This window comes from Psychrobium sp. 1_MG-2023, from assembly GCF_030689115.1.
Taxonomy (GTDB): Bacteria; Pseudomonadota; Gammaproteobacteria; order Enterobacterales; family Psychrobiaceae; genus Psychrobium.
Genome location: NZ_JAUYVJ010000017.1, coordinates 36,135 through 54,899, shown reverse-complemented (window position 1 = coordinate 54,899; position 18,765 = coordinate 36,135). Strand labels below are relative to the sequence as shown.

Genomic DNA, 18,765 nt, shown 5'->3' with positions numbered 1-18,765 from the left:
TAGAACAGTAAAAATAATATGAAATATTTTCAACAATTTGCAGCCAAATTTACAGCTATACCAGCGCCTAAACTATCTATTTTATTCAAGCCTGCGAAATTAACATCGCTGTGCGTAACCGTTTTATCTGTTTTGATCCCTATCTCTGCTGAACAACTCGTCCTTGATGTCGATTATATCAAAGAAAAACAGCCTGTTATCGCGACGCTGTCAAATTTGGTTAAACCTGCTAGTGACAGTGGCTTTATGGGTTCAACACTTGGCGTTAATGATTCTAATACCACCGGCAAGTTCTTAAATCAGAAGATAGTATTAAATAAAGTTGATATAAGTACACCTCAAACTATCATCTCTACTTTAGAGCAGCAATTTAGTCAAGGTAGTCGTTTTTTTGTAGTCGAGTTATCTCGTGCCAGCTTAAAGCTTGCCAGAGAATGGGCAAGCGATAAGCCCGTTATATTATTTAATATAAACCTTCAAGATGACTTTTTTCGACAACAACAATGCAGTAGCAACACGTTACACACCATTGCGAGTTACGCAATGAAGAATGATGCCCTTGCTCAATGGTTGTTGAAAAGGCGCTTTAATGACGTGCTCGTTGTTACAGGTCAACGTGAAGAAGATAAGCAATTAACAGGTTCATTTAAACGTGCAGCAAAACGTTATGGGATCAAATTAATTAAAGAGAAAACTTGGGACTTTGATTCAGATTTACGTCGTAGCGCCGGGGCAGAGATGCCTTTATTTACCCAGACAAGAAAAGATTATGATGTTGTATTTGTCGCTGATAAACATAAAGACTTTGCTCAATATTTACCATTTAATACCTACCTACCGCGCCCTGTGATTGGCTCTGCTGGGCTAGAAGCATTAGGTTGGCATCGCAATATCGAACAATGGGGAGCAACGCAATTACAAAACCGTTTTATTAAACTTGCTAATAGAGCAATGAATGAAGTCGACTTTAGCGGATACTTGGCTATTCGTACTTTAGCATCAGCCCTTACAAAAACTAATTCAGCAGATCCTGCAAAGTTATTGGGGCATATTAAATCAGATCAATTTGAATTGGCGGCGTATTTAGGTAGAAAACTCTCATACCGTCCGTGGAGCCAGCAACTTCGTATGCCAATAGCACTTGTTCAACCTAATGCACTTATTTCGCAGTCACCACAAGCAGGAATGTTGCACCCGGTCACGGAACTTGACACACTCGGTTTCGATCACAAAGAATCTACTTGTCAATAAGGACTCCCTCAATGATTAATAAAATCTCACATACTATTACAACTAAATTATCTGGTTGTCTTGCGCTTGCCTTATTAAGCTTTGCAGCCCACAGTGCCGAGCTAGCTTATGTCACTAATGAAAAAGATAACAACATTTCAGTAATTGATCTTGCTAGTTTAGATGTGGTTAAAGAAATCCCAGTTGGTCTTCGTCCTAGGGGAATTATTTTCAATAAAGAGCAAACTCTCGCTTATATTTGCGCTAGTGATTCAGATACCGTACAAATTCTTGATTTAGCGACAGATCAAGTTATTGGAGAGCTGCCCTCTGGCGCTGACCCTGAGACTATCGCATTACACCCACATGGTAAGATAATCTATACTGCCAATGAAGATGATGCATTGATGACTATCATTGACATTGAATCACGTAGTGTTATTGGTCAGGTTGACGTTGGTGTAGAACCTGAAGGCTTGGCTGTAAGCCCAGATGGAAGTCTTGCTATTGTGACCTCCGAGACCACTAACATGGTGCATTGGATAGAGACCAAAACAAACACTAATATTGCCAATACACTTGTTGATTCGCGCCCTCGTGCTGCAGAGTTTACCAAAGATGGTTCTCAATTATGGGTCAGCTCGGAGATTGGTGGTACAGTTTCGTTAATTGATGTCGCAAGCAAAAAAATTATTAAAAAATTCAACTTTGCTCTTAACGGTATTCATAAAGATAGAATTCAACCTGTTGGGATTAAATTAACGGCTAACGAGCGTTTTGTTTATGTTGCGTTAGGTCCAGCGAACCATGTCGCTATCATCGATACTAAATCACAAGAAGTCACTAAGTACCTCCTAGTAGGCCGTCGGGTCTGGCAACTTGCATTTAATCATGATCAGTCTTTATTACTGACAACGAATGGGGTTAGTGGCGATGTTTCGGTTATAGATACAGCCAAGCAGAAGGTTATTCGCTCTGTCAAAGTAGGTCGTTATCCTTGGGGTGTGGCAATCCGTCAACTAAGCAAATAACGGGGTGAACTTAGATGACTGCAACACTTGAAATCAATCAAATTAGTTTCAATTATGGTCCGAAAAAGGCCCTAGATAAAGTAACCTTTGCGATCAAGCCTGGTTTCAATGTATTACTTGGCCCTAACGGAGCGGGTAAAAGTACTCTGATTTCCTTGTTAACTAGATTAACTAAAGTCGATTCCGGGAACATTCTTTGCGATGGCTTTGACCTTGAAAAAGAAACTGCGAAAGTAATGCGATTGTTCGGGGTTGTTTTTCAACAATCAACCCTAGATTTGGACTTATCAATTAAACAAAATTTGGTATATCACGGCGCTTTACATGGGTTAAGTGCAAAACAATCCCTGTCTAACGTTATGCCGTTACTTGAAGAGTTTGAACTATCATCTCGTTTAGGTGACAAAGTGCGAAGTTTAAATGGCGGTCATAGGCGTCGTGTTGAGCTAGTCAGAGCATTATTACATAAACCAAAAGTACTCTTACTTGATGAGGCCAGTGTGGGTCTTGATAACCCAAGTCGCCACATGATCATCAACTACTTACGTCAATGTGTAAGGCAAGAGGGTTTAGCTGTGCTCTGGACAACACATTTACTTGATGAAATTAACGCAAGTGATTATTTGATCATGCTTAACCAAGGGCGAGTAGCACAGCAAGGCCAAGTCTCAACACTTTTAGCCCAGTATGCAGTGAATGATGTGCAAGCATTATACGCAGCGTTAACCGATGCTTTTGCATTCAATAAAATATAGCAAATGAGCTTTATATGAACCTGTCACATTACTATGTCGCTTTTCTTGGGATCGTATCACGTGAATTGCACCGTTTTTTCCAACAACGCACCAGATTACTCAGTGCGTTAATCAGACCGCTGCTTTGGCTTGTCGTCTTTGCTGCTGGTTTTAGGGCTGCGCTTGGTGTTTCCATCATGGAGCCTTATGGAACTTATATTACCTATCAAACTTACATTACACCTGGTTTGTGTTGCATGATTATCTTGTTCAATGGAATGCAAAGCTCACTGTCTATGGTCTATGACAGAGAAATGGGAAGTATGAAAGTTTTACTAATGAGTCCACTGCCCCGCCCTTTTTTGCTGTTCTGTAAGGTCTTTGCGACCGCGCTGTTATCATTAATCCAAGTCTACATCTTTTTAGCACTTGCCCAATTGGTCGATGTTGAAATCGATTTTATGGGTTATATAACAGCTATCCCTGCTGTCTTTTTAATTGCACTATTTTTGGGTGCTTTAGGGCTTATGCTATCAAACCTCATTAAGCAATTAGAGAATTTTGCTGGCGTGATGAACTTTGTTATTTTTCCAATGTTTTTTCTATCCAGTGCGCTTTACCCTTTATGGAAAATGAAAGAAGCTAGTTTGTGGTTATACTGGATTTGTCATTACAATCCGTTTAGTTACTGTGTCGAGTTATTACGGTTCGCTCTCTACGAGCAGGCTAATACCGATACTTTGATGGTGTTAATCCCAATCACTTGCGTTGTTGTTGTCCTTGCTCTTGCAAGCTTTAGTCCTAAATCAGGTGGTAGACGGTAGTCATCAAGCTTTTTCAGGGCTTGACACTTAATGTCACTGCCCTGAAGGTATCCCATGTTTCTATGTCTTTTTTAATCTTATCTTTGAGCAGTTAATCGTTTAATTAAATTAGGATTGTAGAAGTGAATAGGTCTCTCGTACGATTTCCTATTTATAAGCAGATTTAACCCTTGTCAAATTAGGTCGCGGATGCCTCTCTAAATGAATGATCTGATCTTCTCCCACTAACCTCAATGATGGTTAGAAATGCTCGCCATTACGCTTACCACTTTCATTCATACCCTAATCACATTTCACCAGATTAACCAATGATAGCTGCGTAAAAACAAAAAAAGGCATAAAACATCACTGCTTTATGCCTTTGAGTAAATTATTAATTAATATTAGAACTGGTAGCTTAATTCTACAGATACTGACCTTGGTTTTGCTGGTCCAACAAAATACGGGTCTTCAATATCAGGGTAGACATTTTCTAATACTTCATCTGCTTCACCGTATGCGCCAAAAGTGAAGTATTGGCGATCAAACACATTATCAACCCGTAATTCTAACGCGAGTTGTTGGGTAATTTGATAATTTGCAAATAAATTAACCACGGTATGTGAACCAATTTGCTGGTTCTCGTTAGCCTCATCTCCACGATAATAGCTTTCAGATGCATAACTAAGCTCAGAACCAATATCGAAACTTTCAGTTGCTTGGTATTGACCAATTAATTTGATTTGATGCTGAGGTTGCCCAGGTATTGTATCACCTGGACTCACTTGACGGTTTGGTCCTAACGGATTAACTGGGCTAAATGAAACAAATGGAGATTCAAATGTCGCATCTAGATAGTTATAGCTTGAGGTAATATCAAAGCTCTCACCGCGATAGCTTGCAGATAGCTCGACACCACGACGCTGTGTTTCATCAATATTGACAAAGTAACCGCGAGCTGGGTGCTCTCCGGCTTGTTGAAAGATGATATCGTCTTGGCTTTGTGTACTAAAGAACGTTACTCCATAATTTAAATTATCGTCTTTACCCAATAAACTCAATTCAACGGTGTTTACCACTACCTGTTTTAGCGGAGGATCTGAAACAAAACCATTAGGTAGCTTACAAGGATCGTCTTCGTCGGCACAGCTCAACTCTGCTGGACTAGGGTTACGAGATGACTCACTGTAGCTTAATTTAGCCGTCAATTGTGGTGAGATTTGGTAGCTTAAACCAATCGCAGGATTAAAACGTGAGAAATCATGATCACCATCTAAAGAGCCTTCACCGTCGTCAATTAAATCATTCATCAGGATGTTTGAGTCATGATAACGACCAGCAATGTCTAAATGTAAATCAGAAGCTAATTTAAAACGGTTGGCTAGATAAAAATAATACTGTGTAGTCTCAGTATCTAAACGAACCGTTGATTCTTGATCAAACAGGCCGGGTATCGGTGTAACGCTTCGGTCATCTTCTGCTGTATCATTATGTAAAATAGCAAATTGCGTGTCACTTGCAAATGAGATATCAGCTTTATCTGCACCACCACCAATAATTAATTCATGGCCATTACCCCATTGGGTAACTAATTGCGCACTAAAGCCAAAGCTTTCATTATCAGTGGCCCCCGTATTATAAGTACCGTCTATATCATCAGCATCGAGTGCTGGCATGATGTCTGATAAATACTGTCCTTCGTTATAGCCAACAAAGTGAACAGGCTCTATCTCTTCACCCTCATCATCGTCATCGCCGTGTGACTCAATACCATCGATTTCATCATCATCGTCGTCTTCACCTTCACATAGTGTAACAGCTGTTCCAAATTCACATTCATCATAGTCACTGTCATCGCCATTAATGCTGCTGATTTCATTTTTGCGATAATATGCATTGACCGCCAATGAAGAATCCTCTGTTAACGCTGCCGTGATATTCAAGCCAAGCATGTTCAAGTTGGTCTTCGTTTGATCCGGCTGTGTGTAGATTGCTGTTGAAGACTCCTGCTCAAGCAGTTCGATTGGCACAGTACCATTACCGATCATGGTATTATTGTTGGTTGCAAACAATAAATCAGCGGTTAAATCATCTGTTTTATAGCTGAGGTTTGCTAAGTATTGCTTTACCTCACTTGGAGAGCCATCTCGCCAACCATCTTCTTCATAATGGTTTAGGTTAAGGTAGTAGCCCCAATTTCCACTCGTACCACCACTTTGCACATTAAGCTGTTTCTCTCCAAAGCTACCCGCTTGCGCCGATAATTCATGACCATCATAAGTGAAACCATCTTTAACAGATAAAGCTAAAGCGCCGCCCAGGGTGTTTTGACCAAAAACAGGGTTCGATCCTGAGTATAAAGTAACATTATCAATGGCGGTTAGTGCAATCAGATCCCAGTTAACGGTGTCACCAAAAGGTTCGTTAAAGCGGATGCCATCTAGATAGACAGATATACCTTGCGGTAAGCCTAACAATGGTGAGGCAGTAAATCCACGGTATTGAACATCAGGCTGGAACGGGTTGTTTTGAACATCATTAATATTTACGCTAACGAGCGTATTCTTTAATTGTTGTGTCAGTGTTTTTGCGTTTGAACGTTCAATCTCTTCAGCGGTTATCTTTTGCGCCACGCCAAGAAGGTAAGGACCTTGTTGGTCATTTGTTAACGGGGTTTGACCAGTCACTTTGATGACTTCTTGTGCTGGGGTTTGTGCCCCTGGCGTCGGTGGCGTATTCATTGCAACATTCATTGCTGTTGCCAGCACTGTGAGGTAGAACATTCGACTTCCTTAGTTTCTATAACATTAGTAAAAACAAATAGATCATTTGCTATTGTTACTAAGTATTCATCGAATGACATAATTTGTCTGTTAGACATGGGTACTCATTCTAAAGGATGATAAATTCACATCAAAGATAGTAGAATCTTGATTAATTTTGCCGTTTTTTCTTCCGTTTTTATCCTGTTGCTATTATTATCTTTTTTATTTAACTTCTAACTAACATGTATGAATCTCTAGAGTTGTCAGCCCTTGTTAACTGGCTCGGTTTATTTGGTATTGCAGTGTTTGCCGTTTCAGGTGCCCTTGATGCTGCCCGTAAACACATGGACATTTTAGGCTTCATGTTGATTGGTACTCTCACTGGATTAGGAGGCGGTACTGTCAGAGATGTGTTGCTCGGGCGCTTACCCGTTTATTGGACAATTGATGCTACTTTTGTTGGTCTGTGCTTACTGATGTCCTTTATCACTTTTTTTATTGCACCTAAATTAGACTCACGAAAAAAAGCCTTAATTTGGATGGATGCGCTTGGTTTATCACTCTTTTGCGTCACTGGCGCACAAATTGCTGTAGAAATTGGTGCAGCCCCACTCATCTGTGTTTGTATGGGAGTCATTACAGCAACCTTTGGTGGTATTCTCCGAGACGTATTGTGTGGTTATGACTTAGTCCTTGGAAGTCGTGAGCTTTATGTAACAACCGCAGTGGTAGGTGCGTCGGTTTACCTGGGCTTGCACTGGTTGGGTATTGGAGAAAATATTGCTGTGGCAGGTGGTTTTATCGCTGCATTAACCCTTCGAAGTGCAGCGATTATCTGGGGATTATCACTGCCCTCATACCGTGGGCAGCATAATCGTAATTAATAAAATAATTAGATACTAATTGCCAATTTATTCAGTTCGAACTCTTGGTCCATCAGTTGGCCAATCACGTTCTCACCACATAGGTGGTGAGCATACTGCATATGAAGACAACGAACTTTGTCCCATTGAGAAATGCCTCCGATACCGTATTTATCGAATAGCTCGATGTAACCTAGCGCTTCTAAGCGCGCCTTGTCTTCAGGGAACATGGCTAACCATCTAGCTTTCACATATTGTTGATGGTTTTTGTAAAACGTCTCTCTCAATTCATCATCTTCAAGGATGCGTTGCTCAATCAGTTTAGTCCAACCTGAAGTTTCAATCTCATTAATAGCTTTATGCAGATCTTTAGAACATAACCAATACATTGTTGGGAATGGTTTATCAGCAACTAAAGAACGCGTTTGAAGTACCGTTGGAATACCTTGAGGAGTTTGATGAGCAATTTTTACAATACCGCGTGGTGTACGGCCTAATTGAGTTTTAATAATTTCTAACTCTTGCTCAGATAATTGGCAGTTTGACATCGAGAATCGCCTAAATTTTAAAAAGGCTGATTATACGCACAAGTGGATTAAATTTAACGTCATAAACTGTTTAATATGATAAAATTCGCATAATTAATTAAAAAGTCTCTGCTTGGATATACAGTGAAAATTAAAAATATAGATAAAACGCGTTACCGCAGCCATTTAAACAAAATTATAATTGTATGTATTGTCGCTTTACTCCTAGGCTCGATTGGCATTTCTCAAATGCTAATTTTATTACTGAGTCAGCCCGATGCTGATAATTTCTATTTCAATTTGATGGGGGTCGTATTAACACTGGTTAGCATCCTAATGACATTGAGCGCGTTTAAACATCACCCTTTTATGACTGAAGTTTATTATGTATGGCAATTAAAGATGGAAATAAACCATATTAATAGAAAATTGCGCCACGTTGAACAAGGGATAGAAAGTCAACAACATGCAGCATTTGTAATCATGAATTTCTTTTATCACGCATCACGTCAATTATGGACACTTGATGACAATACGATCTCAATCGATAGCTTAACCATTAAAGAGCAACAGCTTGCAGGTTTACTAGCCCAAAATAACCTTAAAGTGTCGACCGATGATTATAAGCGTGAGCTTTTAACTAACTATTAATTTTTTTAGATAACTATATTACTTTTAAAACCGTGTGATAAATTTGTTATAGTTAATTGATGTGCGCGCGAAGATTCCCTTCGCGCCACATTGTACATTGAGTAATAACCTAAGTTAACCTTGTGGAGTCGCTCATGTCCCTATCATCCTTTTTTAAGTCTATATCGTTTATCCCCTTTGTTTTTGTCTCTGGTTTTTCAGCCAACACTTATGCTCAAAAGCCCAGCGTTGCAACTTTCGCTGGTGGATGTTTTTGGTGTATGGAACATCCTTTTGAAAAAATTGAAGGTGTAAGTGCAGCGACTTCAGGCTACGCTGGCGGCACAACAGTTAACCCTGCCTATAAGCAAGTTGCATCGGGTAAGACCAATCATGTTGAAGCTGTACAGGTGCACTTTGATTCTAGTAAAGTGAATTACCAACAATTATTAGACATTTATTGGCGTCAAATAGATCCAACTGATAATAAGGGATCCTTTGTTGATCGTGGTGCACATTACAGACCCGTTATTTACTTTCATAATCCTGAACAAGAAAAACTGGCTAAAAAGAGTCTAGTTTCGTACACAGAAACTGGCCGTTACCCAAAGCCTATCACACTTGAAATTAGCCCATTCACAACTTTTTATAAAGCCGAGGATTACCATCAGGATTATTACCGCAAAAACCCACTGCGTTATAAGTATTACCGCTCCCGATCAGGGCGTGATAATTATTTAGATAAAATTTGGGGGAAAGATCGAAAGTCCTCACCAAAATACAAAGCGATGATTGATCAAAACAAGCAAATGAATAATCACCGGTTTGATAAAGCCATGCTTAAGAAGACCCTAACCCCATTACAGTATAAAGTGACTCAAGAAGATGCGACTGAACCAGCATTTAATAACAAGTATTGGGACAACAAACGAGAGGGTATCTATGTTGATATCGTGTCAGGGCAAGCATTATTTAGTTCAACCCATAAATTTAAGTCGGGTAGTGGCTGGCCAAGTTTTTACCAGGCAATCGACGAAAAAAATGTAGTACACAAGATAGATAAATCGTGGTTTATGACACGAATCGAACTTAGAAGCAGTGAGGCCGATTCACACTTAGGACACTTGTTTTCCGACGGTCCACAACCAACAGGCCAACGTTATTGCATTAACTCGGCGTCCCTACGATTTATCCCAGTTGCCGAACTTACAAAGCAAGGATATGACAAATATCTGTATTTATTCGCAACCAAATAAAGGCATAGCTTTAAAAATTGACTAAAAAACGCGATAATAACTTTATAACATTTAAAGGAAATCATCCGTGCAAGCATTATCAAATGAACAAGAGCAGCAACTTTCTAGTTGGCTGCTCGATAAAGCACCCAGCAACACATTAAGTCTCAACGCTGTTAAAGGGTATTTTTTTGCCTTAATTGCTTCCCCTGATCCAATTGACGTCAGTCAATGGCTTCCCGTCATCTTTAACAACCAAACTAATGACTTACCAGATGAAATAACACTCTCATTAGCACAGCTTTATAATGCGACCAGTGATCAAGTGTTCGACACAGGCTATACGTTGCCTGAAGTAGTTGAGTGCTCTGACATGATTGAAGCGAACTTTCTAAGTGGCCACCCTCTGCATGAGTGGTGCTTGGGTTTTGCTTGTGGCGTTAATTTTTATTCCAATAAACTCCTTGATAACATGCCTGAACAAGGGGAGATTACCGAGTCATTCTCTTTAGCGATAATGGCAATGACGTTTTTTGCTGATCGCGACATTGCTCAAGAAGTTGTAGATAATCAAGATGAAAGTAATATTAATCTTTTCTCTCCTCTAATGTTTCAGATGATCAATGAGTTAGCACCTGAGTATGCCAGTTTAGTTGAGCATGCCGCATTAAGCACGGGTTTGTATGATGAAGAAGTTAATGACGACGAAGAATGGGATGAAGATCAGCCATTAGATTAATAAAATATTCATTGCAACTGAATGAAATTTAATCTTTACTAATAGTATCTAGCATTTAAAGGACGGTAGGTATGCATTTAGAACTTGATATTCACAACTACTATGAACATTTAGTCGTTGAGCGGTTGCACGAAGATAATCTATACAAATCATATGACAAGGAGTTTCTAGCCGATCTCTGTTGCCTAGCACTAAGTAAACTACCAGCTCGTTATATTCGTCATGAAGTTGATATGGCATTTTACCTAAGCGTCGAACAGCGAACATCGATGGTTGAAGAATCAAGAAAAGCTGTTCGTGAGTCTCTTGATTATCTTCTAACCAAATCAGATGAGTAAGCACTTCCACATTAGCGTTTAATTTCAATTATTTGGCTGTGCTGCATTCGTTGTTCTCCTTGCAGCCAAGTGATTAGCATTCGCCACTCCATAGAAGGCTCTGTACAACTTCCGACTATCACTTGAGAATGGTAATCTTGAAGATGCCCATTTTCTTGCGCCGAGAATATAATCGGCATCGTCCCCATATCCATATTGATACTAATGAGTTTTGCTTTGACATCCCTGACCGGTTGTGAAAAATGTAAACTCACCGGGAATAAAGTTTCTGCGTTCATTTGCTTTGGTACAGTCATCGTTAAATGTTCTGACATAAATGTCACGGTACTGTCTTGCCCCATTTTGTTAATAGGACTATTCTTAGCCGATTCTTGGCAGCCTAATAACGCTAAAATAGATAATAAAACTATTTTCTTAACCATAAAGTTGTACACCTTTCCCCTTCAAAAGTATGGCTTTTGACGTTAATGTAAATGAAATGACTAAAAGCCATGCATATTAATTGACCATTCAACTAAAGTTATGAAATTTATTTCCATTTTCTCATTTATCAAATTTCATCTTTGATCTAAATCAAGCTACAATAGACCCGATTTATCGTATGATAATACCGCTTAAATTTAACATCAATAAAGTTAAATGTAGCAAGGGTCCTATTTACGCTTTTTGTAAATAGGTTTTTCGCTGATTTAGAATCTTCTAAATCGGTTTTCACAAGCAAATGTAAGCACTGGAAGCAGAAAGATGACTCACACTAGTCCATCACACGCTGATTATAACTACACTGTTATTCGTCAGTTCGCTATTACCACAGTAATTTGGGGTATTATCGGCATGACAGTAGGTGTATTTATCGCAGCACAGCTATACTGGCCACAATTAAACTTTGATACACCGTGGTTAACCTTTAGCCGTTTACGTCCGCTACATACTAATGCAGTAATTTTTGCATTTGGTACTAGCGCCCTCTTTGCAACGTCTTATTACGTTGTTCAACGCACATGTCAAACAAGACTGTTTAGCGATAAACTCGCAAGCTTTACCTTTTGGGGTTGGCAGGCAGTAATCATATCTGCAGTAGTAACTTTACCACTTGGTTATACCTCGTCTAAAGAATACGCTGAGCTAGAATGGCCAATTGATATCCTTATCACCATCGTATGGGTTGCCTACGCGATTAACTTCTTCGGAACGTTATTCCAACGTAAGACATCACATATCTATGTTGCTAACTGGTTCTATGGTTCATTCATCTTAGTTGTTGCTATTTTACATTTAGTAAATAGTGCAGCTATACCTGTAGATTGGTTGAAATCTTACTCTGTTTACAGTGGTGCAACCGATGCAATGGTGCAATGGTGGTACGGTCACAATGCCGTAGGTTTCCTACTAACGGCTGGTTTCTTAGGTATGATGTACTACTTCGTACCAAAACAAGCTGAGCGTCCAGTATACTCTTACCGTTTATCTATTGTTCACTTCTGGGCCCTTATCGCATTATATATTTGGGCTGGCCCACATCACCTTCACTACACAGCGCTTCCTGATTGGACGCAAACTGTAGGTATGGTTATGTCTGTTATTCTATTCGCGCCTTCTTGGGGTGGTATGATTAACGGTATCATGACACTTTCTGGTGCTTGGCATAAGCTACGAACTGACCCTATTCTACGTTTCTTAATCGTTTCACTTTCTTTCTACGGTATGTCTACCTTCGAAGGTCCAATGATGGCGATTAAAACAGTTAACGCTCTATCGCATTACACTGACTGGACTGTTGGTCACGTACATTCTGGTGCACTTGGTTGGGTTGCTATGGTATCTGTTGGTGCTTTATACCACATGATTCCACGTCTATACGGCAACACCCAAATGTATAGCACAAAATTAATTAACACTCACTTCTGGTTAGCTACCATCGGTACTGTATTGTATATTGTTGCAATGTGGATTTCTGGTGTAATGCAAGGCTTGATGTGGAGTGCTGTTAACGCTGACGGTACATTAACTTATAGTTTCGTTGAGTCGTTACAAGCATCTTACCCATTCTACTTAATGCGTACTATCGGTGGTGTGTTCTTCGTAGCTGGTATGGTTATCATGTTATACAACGTGATCAAAACTATCCAAGCGCCTAAAGGTTCACTAACTGAAAAGCAAGCATTGTAAGGGGTCGCTGAAATGTTTAAAAAATTAAATCATGAAGCAGTTGAAAAGAATGCTGGCCTATTAGGTGTACTAGCTATCGTAGCGATTAGTTTCGGTACGTTAGTTGAAATTACACCACAGTTATTCTTAGAAGAAACTAACACGCCAATGAAAGGTATGAAGCCGTTAACTGCATTGCAGTTTGAAGGCCGCGATATCTACATTCGTGAAGGTTGTGTTCAGTGTCACTCGCAAATGATCCGTCCATTCCGTCACGAAACTGAGCGTTATGGTCATTACTCATTAGCTGGTGAATCAGTATGGGATCACCCATTCTTATGGGGTTCTAAGCGTACCGGTCCAGATTTGGCTCGTGTTGGTGGTCGCTACAGCGATGCATGGCATGTTGCCCATTTAATCGACCCACGTGCGGTTGTTCCTGAGTCTAATATGCCTGGCTTCCCTTGGTTAGCTGAGAACAAATTAGACGGCGAATTAACGCCTAAGAAGTTATCTATCTTCAAGAATAGCTTCGACGTTCCATATACTGATGCTGATATTGCAGGGGCTACAGATGCCGTTAAAGGTAAAACTGAGCTTGAAGCACTTGTTGCTTACCTACAATCACTTGGCACTAACTTAAAATAGGAGTTCCCATGGATTACGCTACATTTCGTGGCATATCAACGGTGGGAATGCTGATTCTGTTTATCGGCATTTACGCCTGGGCATATAGCTCACGCCGCAAAAAGTCATTCGATGAAGCAGCAAATCTTGTATTTGCTGATGAACAAAATCATGACAATAAAATAGCAGGAGAAGAGTCCAAATGAGTACCTTCTGGAGTGCATGGATCATCATCGGTACATTGATTGTGATCTTGGGCAGTGCCTACCTTTTACGCATGGTTATCGTTGATACTATGGGTAAAGAAGGCGAAGAAATGCCGCATAGCTTTGACGGCATTGTAGAAATCAATAATCCGCTACCAAAATGGTGGACCATTATGTTCGCAATCAGTATCGTATGGGGCCTTGGCTACCTTGCGATATACGGATTAGCAAACTTTGGTGGTGTACTAGATTGGAAGAGTGCAAATAAAGAAGTCTATTCTTTAGAAGAATCTCGCGCAGCGATTAAAAAGTCTATTGAAGACGGTGATATCGTTCAGTACAACGCGGAAATGCAAATTGCTGATGAAGTTTACGGTAAAACGTACGCAAACTATGCAGCTAAGCCAGTAGCAGAATTACTAGAAGATCCTGAAGCACTGAAAGTAGGTCAACGCCTATTTATTCAAAACTGTGCTCAGTGTCACGGTAGTGATGCTCGTGGTCAACACGGCTTCCCTAACCTGTCTGATAAAGATTGGTTATATGGTGGTAGCTTTGATAAAATCAAAGAATCTATCATGATCGGTCGTACGGCTGTTGGCATGATGCCTTGGAAAGACGCGTTAGGCGGCGACCAAGGTGTTGAAGAAGTTGTTGCATACGTTCGTAGTTTAAGTGGCCGTAAAGTTAATGCTAAGCAAGCAGCTGCAGGTCAAGCTAAGTTTGGTTTATGTATGGCTTGTCACGGTGCTGACGGTTCTGGTAACCAAATGATGGGTGCACCTAACCTAACTGATAACATTTGGTTATACGGCGGTTCTACTGCTGCGATTACTGATTCAGTTGCAAACGGTCGTGCCGGCGTAATGCCAGCTTGGCAAGACATTTTAGGTAATGACAAAGTTCACGTTATCTCTGCATACGTTTACAGCTTATCTAATAAATAATTATCTTCGGGTAATTATCAATAAGGCTCCGTAAAGGAGCCTTATTTTTGTTATAAGTTTATTTCTATTAGCTTTTACTTACATAAGTATAAGTTAACAAATATAAATTTAAACATTGGAGTTTTTGTGGAAACGATTCAACCTTGGTATAAACAGTTCTGGCCTTGGGTCTTAATTTTCCTTCCTGGATGCGCAGTAGTTGCAAGTGTCACTACCCTCTTTATAGCCATCGACAACAAACCGGATATGGTTGTTGAAGACTACTATAAGAAAGGTAAAGCCATTGACGTAGATTTAACGCGACTAGAAAATGCGTACAAGCTTGCACTTAAATTCCGCTTAACAGTCACTGATGATAGCTTAACAGTTAAACAAACGTTCGGTGAGCCTCAGACGGCAGCACTAAAAGTACGATTTATTCACCGTACTCAAGAAGCGAAAGATTTTGAACAAATGATTACCGCTAATGGTAGTGGTGATTACACCCTTGCATTAGAGAAACCATTACAAGGGAAATGGACCGTACAACTCGAGTCATTTGATGGTCATTGGCGCATTCAAACGGTTGACACCTATCCATCATCGATAGATACACTTTTAGATTCATTTGATCGTTAGGTGACACAATGACATCACCTCATGATTGCTTCCATTGTGGTGAAGCTATCCCCGTTGATAGTGACTTTAATGTCACTATCAACGACATTACACAACAGATGTGTTGCATAGGTTGTGAAGCCGTTGCACAGTCAATTGTTGATAATGGATTGGTAAACTACTATAAACATCGCACCGAAAAAGGTGTTCAAGCCACGGAATTAGTCCCTGAACAGCTTCGCCAATTACAATCCTATGATATAACCGAAATTGAACAAGAGTTCACTTTCAGTTCAGGTGAGACTAAAGAAGTTTTACTGACCGTTGAGAATGTCACTTGTGCCGCTTGTGCTTGGTTAATTGAAGGACAACTAGTCAAGCTAGACGGACTGATTAAGTGTAATGTCAATACAACAACGTCTCGAATTTCACTGACATGGGATGGCAGTAAACTTAAATTATCTGAGATCCTTTTAGCCATTGCTAAAATTGGCTATAAAGCATACCCATTCCAGCCAGATAAAGCTGAACAGCAAGAAGTTGAAACAACCAAAGCCTATCTAAGAAAGCTAATCGTTGCTGGCCTTGCGACCATGCAAGTGATGATGTTTGCTATCGCTTCATATTTTGACGCGCTAGGTACATTAAGTGATGGTCTCAATGACTATTTCCGCTGGATAAGTTTGATTCTTGCTGTACCTGTTGTTTTTTACTCAAGCTTACCCTTCTATCAAAATTCTATATCCGCACTGGGTGCCAAAAGACTCAATATGGATGTACCTGTGTCCATTGCGATACTGTTGGCATTCTTTGCGAGTGCTTGGGCGACTTATACCAATGCTGGCGAAGTTTATTTCGAGTCTGTCTGTATGTTCGCCTTTTTCTTGCTACTGGGTCGATTCTTCGAACAACGAGCAAAAAAGAAGGCTGCTGAGTCTAGTTCAAATTTATTGAAATTGATTCCTGCAACGGCACTTAAACTCGTTGATGAGGACTTCATTGATGTCCCTGCTAAAACACTACAACCCGGAGACATAATTCTTGTAAAGCCTGGTCAAACAATTCCCGCTGATGGTCAAATCGTTGCAGGACAATCTCACAGTGATGAGGCTGTGCTCACTGGTGAACAAATGCCAGTCAGTAAACAAATCAATGATTGGGTTTACGCCAGTACTATTAATATAGATAGTCCCATTCGTTTTGAAGTTAAAGTTGAACGAAGTAACCAACTCATCACACAGATCATTCGTTTACAAGAGCAAGCATCACAAGATAAGCCTTATCTAGCTACACTCGCAGATCGGTTATCCCAATATGTTGTTGTTGGTATTCTTTTGCTCGCTTCTTTTGCTTACATAGGATGGAGCCTTGCTGGGAACCCTGATGCCTTTTGGATTGCGTTAGCTGTTCTCGTTGCAACCTGCCCTTGTGCTCTAAGCTTGGCAACCCCTTCTGCTTATACAGCCGCTGGATCTGCTATGACCAAGTTAGGCATGCTATTAAAGCGTGGTAATGCCTTAGATACTCTGACTAAAGTTAACCACATCTGCTTTGACAAAACGGGTACGTTAACCACTGGTAAATTTCGGGTCAGTCAGTTAGACACAGCACTAGAGCGCACACAAGTTCTTTCGTTAATTGCAGCACTTGAAGCTGAGTCTCAACACCCTATTGCAGCCGCTTTCAGTCAATATTTCAATAATGATCTTCGCGCTATCAATGTCAAGAGTATTTCTGGCGCTGGCATTGAGGGTGATATTGACGGCGATCACTACAAACTCGGCCATAACGGTTTTATTGGACTCTCATCCGTTGATGATAAAGAACAGCAACAACGCGTGGTTATCTACCTCAGTAAAAATGACGAACATATAGCAACTTGTTATCTAGAAGACGATATCCGTGAGGCGAGCGAGCCGCTAATTACCTACCTCTCAAGTCACAATATTGAAACAACATTACTCACTGGTGATAATTCTACCCATGCATTGTTTGTTGGCGATAAGTTAGGTGTTAACCAGGTTGAACGAGGTAATACACCTAGTCAGAAACTAAATTATCTCAATACATTACAGACAAACCCGAAAAAAGTGGTTGCGATGTTTGGCGACGGTGTTAATGACGCTCCTGTCCTTGCAGGTGCACCACTCTCATTCGCTATGGGTACAGGTTCAGATATTGCAAAGTCTAGTGCTGATATTGTCTTATTGCACGACGACCTTTCAAAGGTTGCTGATGCCATAGACCTCGCAAAGAAAGTCAAACGTATCATCATCCAAAACTTTTGCTGGGCATTAGGTTACAACCTAACCGCAGTCCCTTTTGCTTTGATTGGATTATTACCTCCTTGGTTAGCTGCCTTAGGTATGTCACTTAGTTCACTCATCGTAGTAGTTAACTCGTTACGTTTATTAAAGGTTAAATCATGAATATTATTCTACTTTTAATCCCTGTTGCTTTGATCATCGTCGTTATTGCGATTTATTTCTTTTTCTGGGCAGTCAAGAGTGACCAGTTTGAAGATTTAGACCGTCAAGGTTCAAATATCCTATTTGATGAAGACGACACATCGTCTAATAAAACAGACAACCCTAAACGCTAATGTAACTGCTATGTTTGATGCTACTGAATATGACTTTTATGCCGCTGTTATTGTCGGGCTGTTTAGCGCGGGTCATTGCTTTGGCATGTGTGGCGGCATCGTAGGTGCCTTTTCTAATAATCTGCCTTTACATCACCAGCATGCACTTAAGTATAAGTTACTCTACATATTAAGTTATAACTGTGGCCGAATCGTAAGCTATTGTATAGCCGGTGCTTTAATCGGCTATTCCTTTGGCTTTTTCGCGCTTAAATCAGCGATTTTTTTGCAAATCATCAAACTTTTCTCAGGTCTGATGTTGGTCGTCATAGGTCTTTATATCGGGCGTTGGCTTAATTTGGTTCAAAAAACAGAAGTTATTGGTAAACTTATCTGGCCACTGATTATGCCATTGGGCAAGCGATTCATCCCTTTTTCAACACCACTTTCTGCATTTCCTTTTGGTGTTATTTGGGGATGGTTACCATGCGGGCTTGTGTATACCACTCTTACTTGGGCAGCTGCTTCAGCGAACGCCACGTCTGGCGCTCAGATCATGCTGGGTTTTGGACTTGGCACGTTGCCAGCCTTGTTTGCTCTAGGTCTATTCTCAACCTACCTTAATCAATTACTTAGCCATGTTTGGTTTCGAACTGTTGGTGCTTTGTTAATAATCTGTTATGGGCTTAATATCACAATTACAAGTCTAAATATGTTAATAAATTGATCTCGCTCAATCGATTAATAAATGGTACTATCCTGTC

At 40.2% G+C, this 18,765-nt stretch carries 20 protein-coding genes; 17 read left to right on the top strand and 3 right to left on the bottom strand.

Annotation, left to right across the window (positions count from 1 at the left end; translation table 11 throughout):
* The first annotated feature begins 18 nt into the window (after positions 1 to 18).
* The 4 genes from Q8W26_RS10420 to Q8W26_RS10405 are packed head-to-tail and all read left to right on the top strand — an operon-like array spanning position 19 to position 3,819.
* Complete coding sequence (locus Q8W26_RS10420; protein WP_101215406.1) at positions 19 to 1,251, top strand: ABC transporter substrate-binding protein; 1,233 nt, start codon at positions 19 to 21, stop codon at positions 1,249 to 1,251.
* 11 nt (positions 1,252 to 1,262) lie between these two features.
* Positions 1,263 to 2,261, top strand: a complete 999-nt coding sequence (locus tag Q8W26_RS10415) for a YVTN family beta-propeller repeat protein (RefSeq protein ID WP_101215405.1) — start codon at positions 1,263 to 1,265, stop codon at positions 2,259 to 2,261.
* Between the two features lie 14 nt (positions 2,262 to 2,275).
* Complete coding sequence (locus Q8W26_RS10410; RefSeq protein WP_101215404.1) at positions 2,276 to 3,016, top strand: ABC transporter ATP-binding protein; 741 nt, start codon at positions 2,276 to 2,278, stop codon at positions 3,014 to 3,016.
* 14 nt (positions 3,017 to 3,030) lie between these two features.
* Entirely contained in the window at positions 3,031 to 3,819 is a 789-nt protein-coding gene (locus Q8W26_RS10405; protein WP_101215403.1) for an ABC transporter permease, read from the top strand.
* A 383-nt stretch (positions 3,820 to 4,202) separates the two neighbouring features.
* Here Q8W26_RS10405 and Q8W26_RS10400 read toward each other — a convergent pair whose 3' ends face one another.
* A complete protein-coding gene (locus tag Q8W26_RS10400) occupies positions 4,203 to 6,581 on the bottom strand; it encodes a TonB-dependent receptor (RefSeq protein ID WP_305473287.1) in 2,379 nt (792 codons plus the stop codon).
* Between the two features lie 242 nt (positions 6,582 to 6,823).
* Between Q8W26_RS10400 and Q8W26_RS10395 the strand changes: the two genes are divergently transcribed.
* On the top strand, positions 6,824 to 7,447 hold the full coding sequence (locus Q8W26_RS10395) for a trimeric intracellular cation channel family protein (RefSeq protein WP_305473286.1): 624 nt from the start codon (positions 6,824 to 6,826) through the stop codon (positions 7,445 to 7,447).
* An 8-nt stretch (positions 7,448 to 7,455) separates the two neighbouring features.
* On the opposite strand, the gene Q8W26_RS10390 is transcribed toward Q8W26_RS10395, so the two are convergent.
* Positions 7,456 to 7,974 (bottom strand): DUF501 domain-containing protein, encoded by a 519-nt coding sequence (locus tag Q8W26_RS10390; protein WP_101215401.1) that lies wholly within the window; start codon positions 7,972 to 7,974, stop codon positions 7,456 to 7,458.
* Between the two features lie 123 nt (positions 7,975 to 8,097).
* Between Q8W26_RS10390 and Q8W26_RS10385 the strand changes: the two genes are divergently transcribed.
* The 4 genes from Q8W26_RS10385 (at position 8,098) to Q8W26_RS10370 (ending at position 10,895) form a co-directional block, all read left to right on the top strand.
* A complete protein-coding gene (locus tag Q8W26_RS10385; RefSeq protein WP_305473285.1) occupies positions 8,098 to 8,604 on the top strand; it encodes a DUF3087 family protein in 507 nt (168 codons plus the stop codon).
* A gap of 134 nt (positions 8,605 to 8,738) precedes the next feature.
* Positions 8,739 to 9,839 (top strand): peptide-methionine (R)-S-oxide reductase MsrB, encoded by a 1,101-nt coding sequence (gene msrB, locus Q8W26_RS10380; protein WP_101215399.1) that lies wholly within the window; start codon positions 8,739 to 8,741, stop codon positions 9,837 to 9,839.
* A gap of 67 nt (positions 9,840 to 9,906) precedes the next feature.
* On the top strand, positions 9,907 to 10,557 hold the full coding sequence (locus Q8W26_RS10375; RefSeq protein ID WP_101215398.1) for a UPF0149 family protein: 651 nt from the start codon (positions 9,907 to 9,909) through the stop codon (positions 10,555 to 10,557).
* A 71-nt stretch (positions 10,558 to 10,628) separates the two neighbouring features.
* On the top strand, positions 10,629 to 10,895 hold the full coding sequence (locus Q8W26_RS10370) for a late competence development ComFB family protein (RefSeq protein ID WP_101215397.1): 267 nt from the start codon (positions 10,629 to 10,631) through the stop codon (positions 10,893 to 10,895).
* 11 nt (positions 10,896 to 10,906) lie between these two features.
* On the opposite strand, the gene Q8W26_RS10365 is transcribed toward Q8W26_RS10370, so the two are convergent.
* The gene (locus tag Q8W26_RS10365) at positions 10,907 to 11,317 is read right to left on the bottom strand and encodes a hypothetical protein (protein ID WP_101215396.1); all 411 of its coding nucleotides are present in this window, start codon (positions 11,315 to 11,317) and stop codon (positions 10,907 to 10,909) included.
* A 322-nt stretch (positions 11,318 to 11,639) separates the two neighbouring features.
* Here Q8W26_RS10365 and ccoN point away from each other — a divergent pair, with 322 nt between their 5' ends.
* From ccoN to Q8W26_RS10325, 8 genes are all read left to right on the top strand, one after another.
* Complete coding sequence (gene ccoN, locus Q8W26_RS10360) at positions 11,640 to 13,064, top strand: cytochrome-c oxidase, cbb3-type subunit I (RefSeq protein WP_101215395.1); 1,425 nt, start codon at positions 11,640 to 11,642, stop codon at positions 13,062 to 13,064.
* A 12-nt stretch (positions 13,065 to 13,076) separates the two neighbouring features.
* On the top strand, positions 13,077 to 13,691 hold the full coding sequence (gene ccoO / locus Q8W26_RS10355; protein WP_101215394.1) for a cytochrome-c oxidase, cbb3-type subunit II: 615 nt from the start codon (positions 13,077 to 13,079) through the stop codon (positions 13,689 to 13,691).
* 8 nt (positions 13,692 to 13,699) lie between these two features.
* Positions 13,700 to 13,876 (top strand): cbb3-type cytochrome c oxidase subunit 3, encoded by a 177-nt coding sequence (locus Q8W26_RS10350; RefSeq protein ID WP_101215393.1) that lies wholly within the window; start codon positions 13,700 to 13,702, stop codon positions 13,874 to 13,876.
* Positions 13,873 to 14,823: a cytochrome-c oxidase, cbb3-type subunit III gene (gene ccoP, locus Q8W26_RS10345; RefSeq protein WP_101215392.1), complete on the top strand. Its 951-nt coding sequence runs from the start codon at positions 13,873 to 13,875 to the stop codon at positions 14,821 to 14,823. Before Q8W26_RS10350 ends, ccoP begins: the two co-directional genes overlap by 4 nt.
* Positions 14,824 to 14,949: 126 nt before the next feature.
* Entirely contained in the window at positions 14,950 to 15,441 is a 492-nt protein-coding gene (locus Q8W26_RS10340; RefSeq protein WP_101215391.1) for a FixH family protein, read from the top strand.
* 8 nt (positions 15,442 to 15,449) lie between these two features.
* Positions 15,450 to 17,849: a heavy metal translocating P-type ATPase gene (locus Q8W26_RS10335; RefSeq protein ID WP_101215390.1), complete on the top strand. Its 2,400-nt coding sequence runs from the start codon at positions 15,450 to 15,452 to the stop codon at positions 17,847 to 17,849.
* Complete coding sequence (ccoS, locus tag Q8W26_RS10330; protein ID WP_101215389.1) at positions 17,846 to 18,022, top strand: cbb3-type cytochrome oxidase assembly protein CcoS; 177 nt, start codon at positions 17,846 to 17,848, stop codon at positions 18,020 to 18,022. The genes Q8W26_RS10335 and ccoS overlap by 4 nt, the downstream gene beginning before the upstream one ends.
* A 10-nt stretch (positions 18,023 to 18,032) precedes the next feature.
* Positions 18,033 to 18,728: a sulfite exporter TauE/SafE family protein gene (locus Q8W26_RS10325; RefSeq protein WP_101215388.1), complete on the top strand. Its 696-nt coding sequence runs from the start codon at positions 18,033 to 18,035 to the stop codon at positions 18,726 to 18,728.
* Positions 18,729 to 18,765: the final 37 nt, after the last annotated feature.

Bases quoted from the DNA above. Each gene is read 5' to 3' on its own strand.
- Q8W26_RS10420 (WP_101215406.1), top strand. From the start codon at position 19: ATGAAATATTTTCAACAATTTGCAGCCAAATTTACAGCTATACCAGCG.
- Q8W26_RS10415 (WP_101215405.1), top strand. From the start codon at position 1,263: ATGATTAATAAAATCTCACATACTATTACAACTAAATTATCTGGTTGT.
- Q8W26_RS10410 (WP_101215404.1), top strand. From the start codon at position 2,276: ATGACTGCAACACTTGAAATCAATCAAATTAGTTTCAATTATGGTCCG.
- Q8W26_RS10405 (WP_101215403.1), top strand. From the start codon at position 3,031: ATGAACCTGTCACATTACTATGTCGCTTTTCTTGGGATCGTATCACGT.
- Q8W26_RS10400 (WP_305473287.1), bottom strand. From the start codon at position 6,581: ATGTTCTACCTCACAGTGCTGGCAACAGCAATGAATGTTGCAATGAAT.
- Q8W26_RS10390 (WP_101215401.1), bottom strand. From the start codon at position 7,974: ATGTCAAACTGCCAATTATCTGAGCAAGAGTTAGAAATTATTAAAACT.
- msrB (WP_101215399.1), top strand. From the start codon at position 8,739: ATGTCCCTATCATCCTTTTTTAAGTCTATATCGTTTATCCCCTTTGTT.
- Q8W26_RS10370 (WP_101215397.1), top strand. From the start codon at position 10,629: ATGCATTTAGAACTTGATATTCACAACTACTATGAACATTTAGTCGTT.
- Q8W26_RS10365 (WP_101215396.1), bottom strand. From the start codon at position 11,317: ATGGTTAAGAAAATAGTTTTATTATCTATTTTAGCGTTATTAGGCTGC.
- ccoN (WP_101215395.1), top strand. From the start codon at position 11,640: ATGACTCACACTAGTCCATCACACGCTGATTATAACTACACTGTTATT.
- ccoO (WP_101215394.1), top strand. From the start codon at position 13,077: ATGTTTAAAAAATTAAATCATGAAGCAGTTGAAAAGAATGCTGGCCTA.
- Q8W26_RS10350 (WP_101215393.1), top strand. From the start codon at position 13,700: ATGGATTACGCTACATTTCGTGGCATATCAACGGTGGGAATGCTGATT.
- ccoP (WP_101215392.1), top strand. From the start codon at position 13,873: ATGAGTACCTTCTGGAGTGCATGGATCATCATCGGTACATTGATTGTG.
- Q8W26_RS10335 (WP_101215390.1), top strand. From the start codon at position 15,450: ATGACATCACCTCATGATTGCTTCCATTGTGGTGAAGCTATCCCCGTT.
- ccoS (WP_101215389.1), top strand. From the start codon at position 17,846: ATGAATATTATTCTACTTTTAATCCCTGTTGCTTTGATCATCGTCGTT.
- Q8W26_RS10325 (WP_101215388.1), top strand. From the start codon at position 18,033: ATGTTTGATGCTACTGAATATGACTTTTATGCCGCTGTTATTGTCGGG.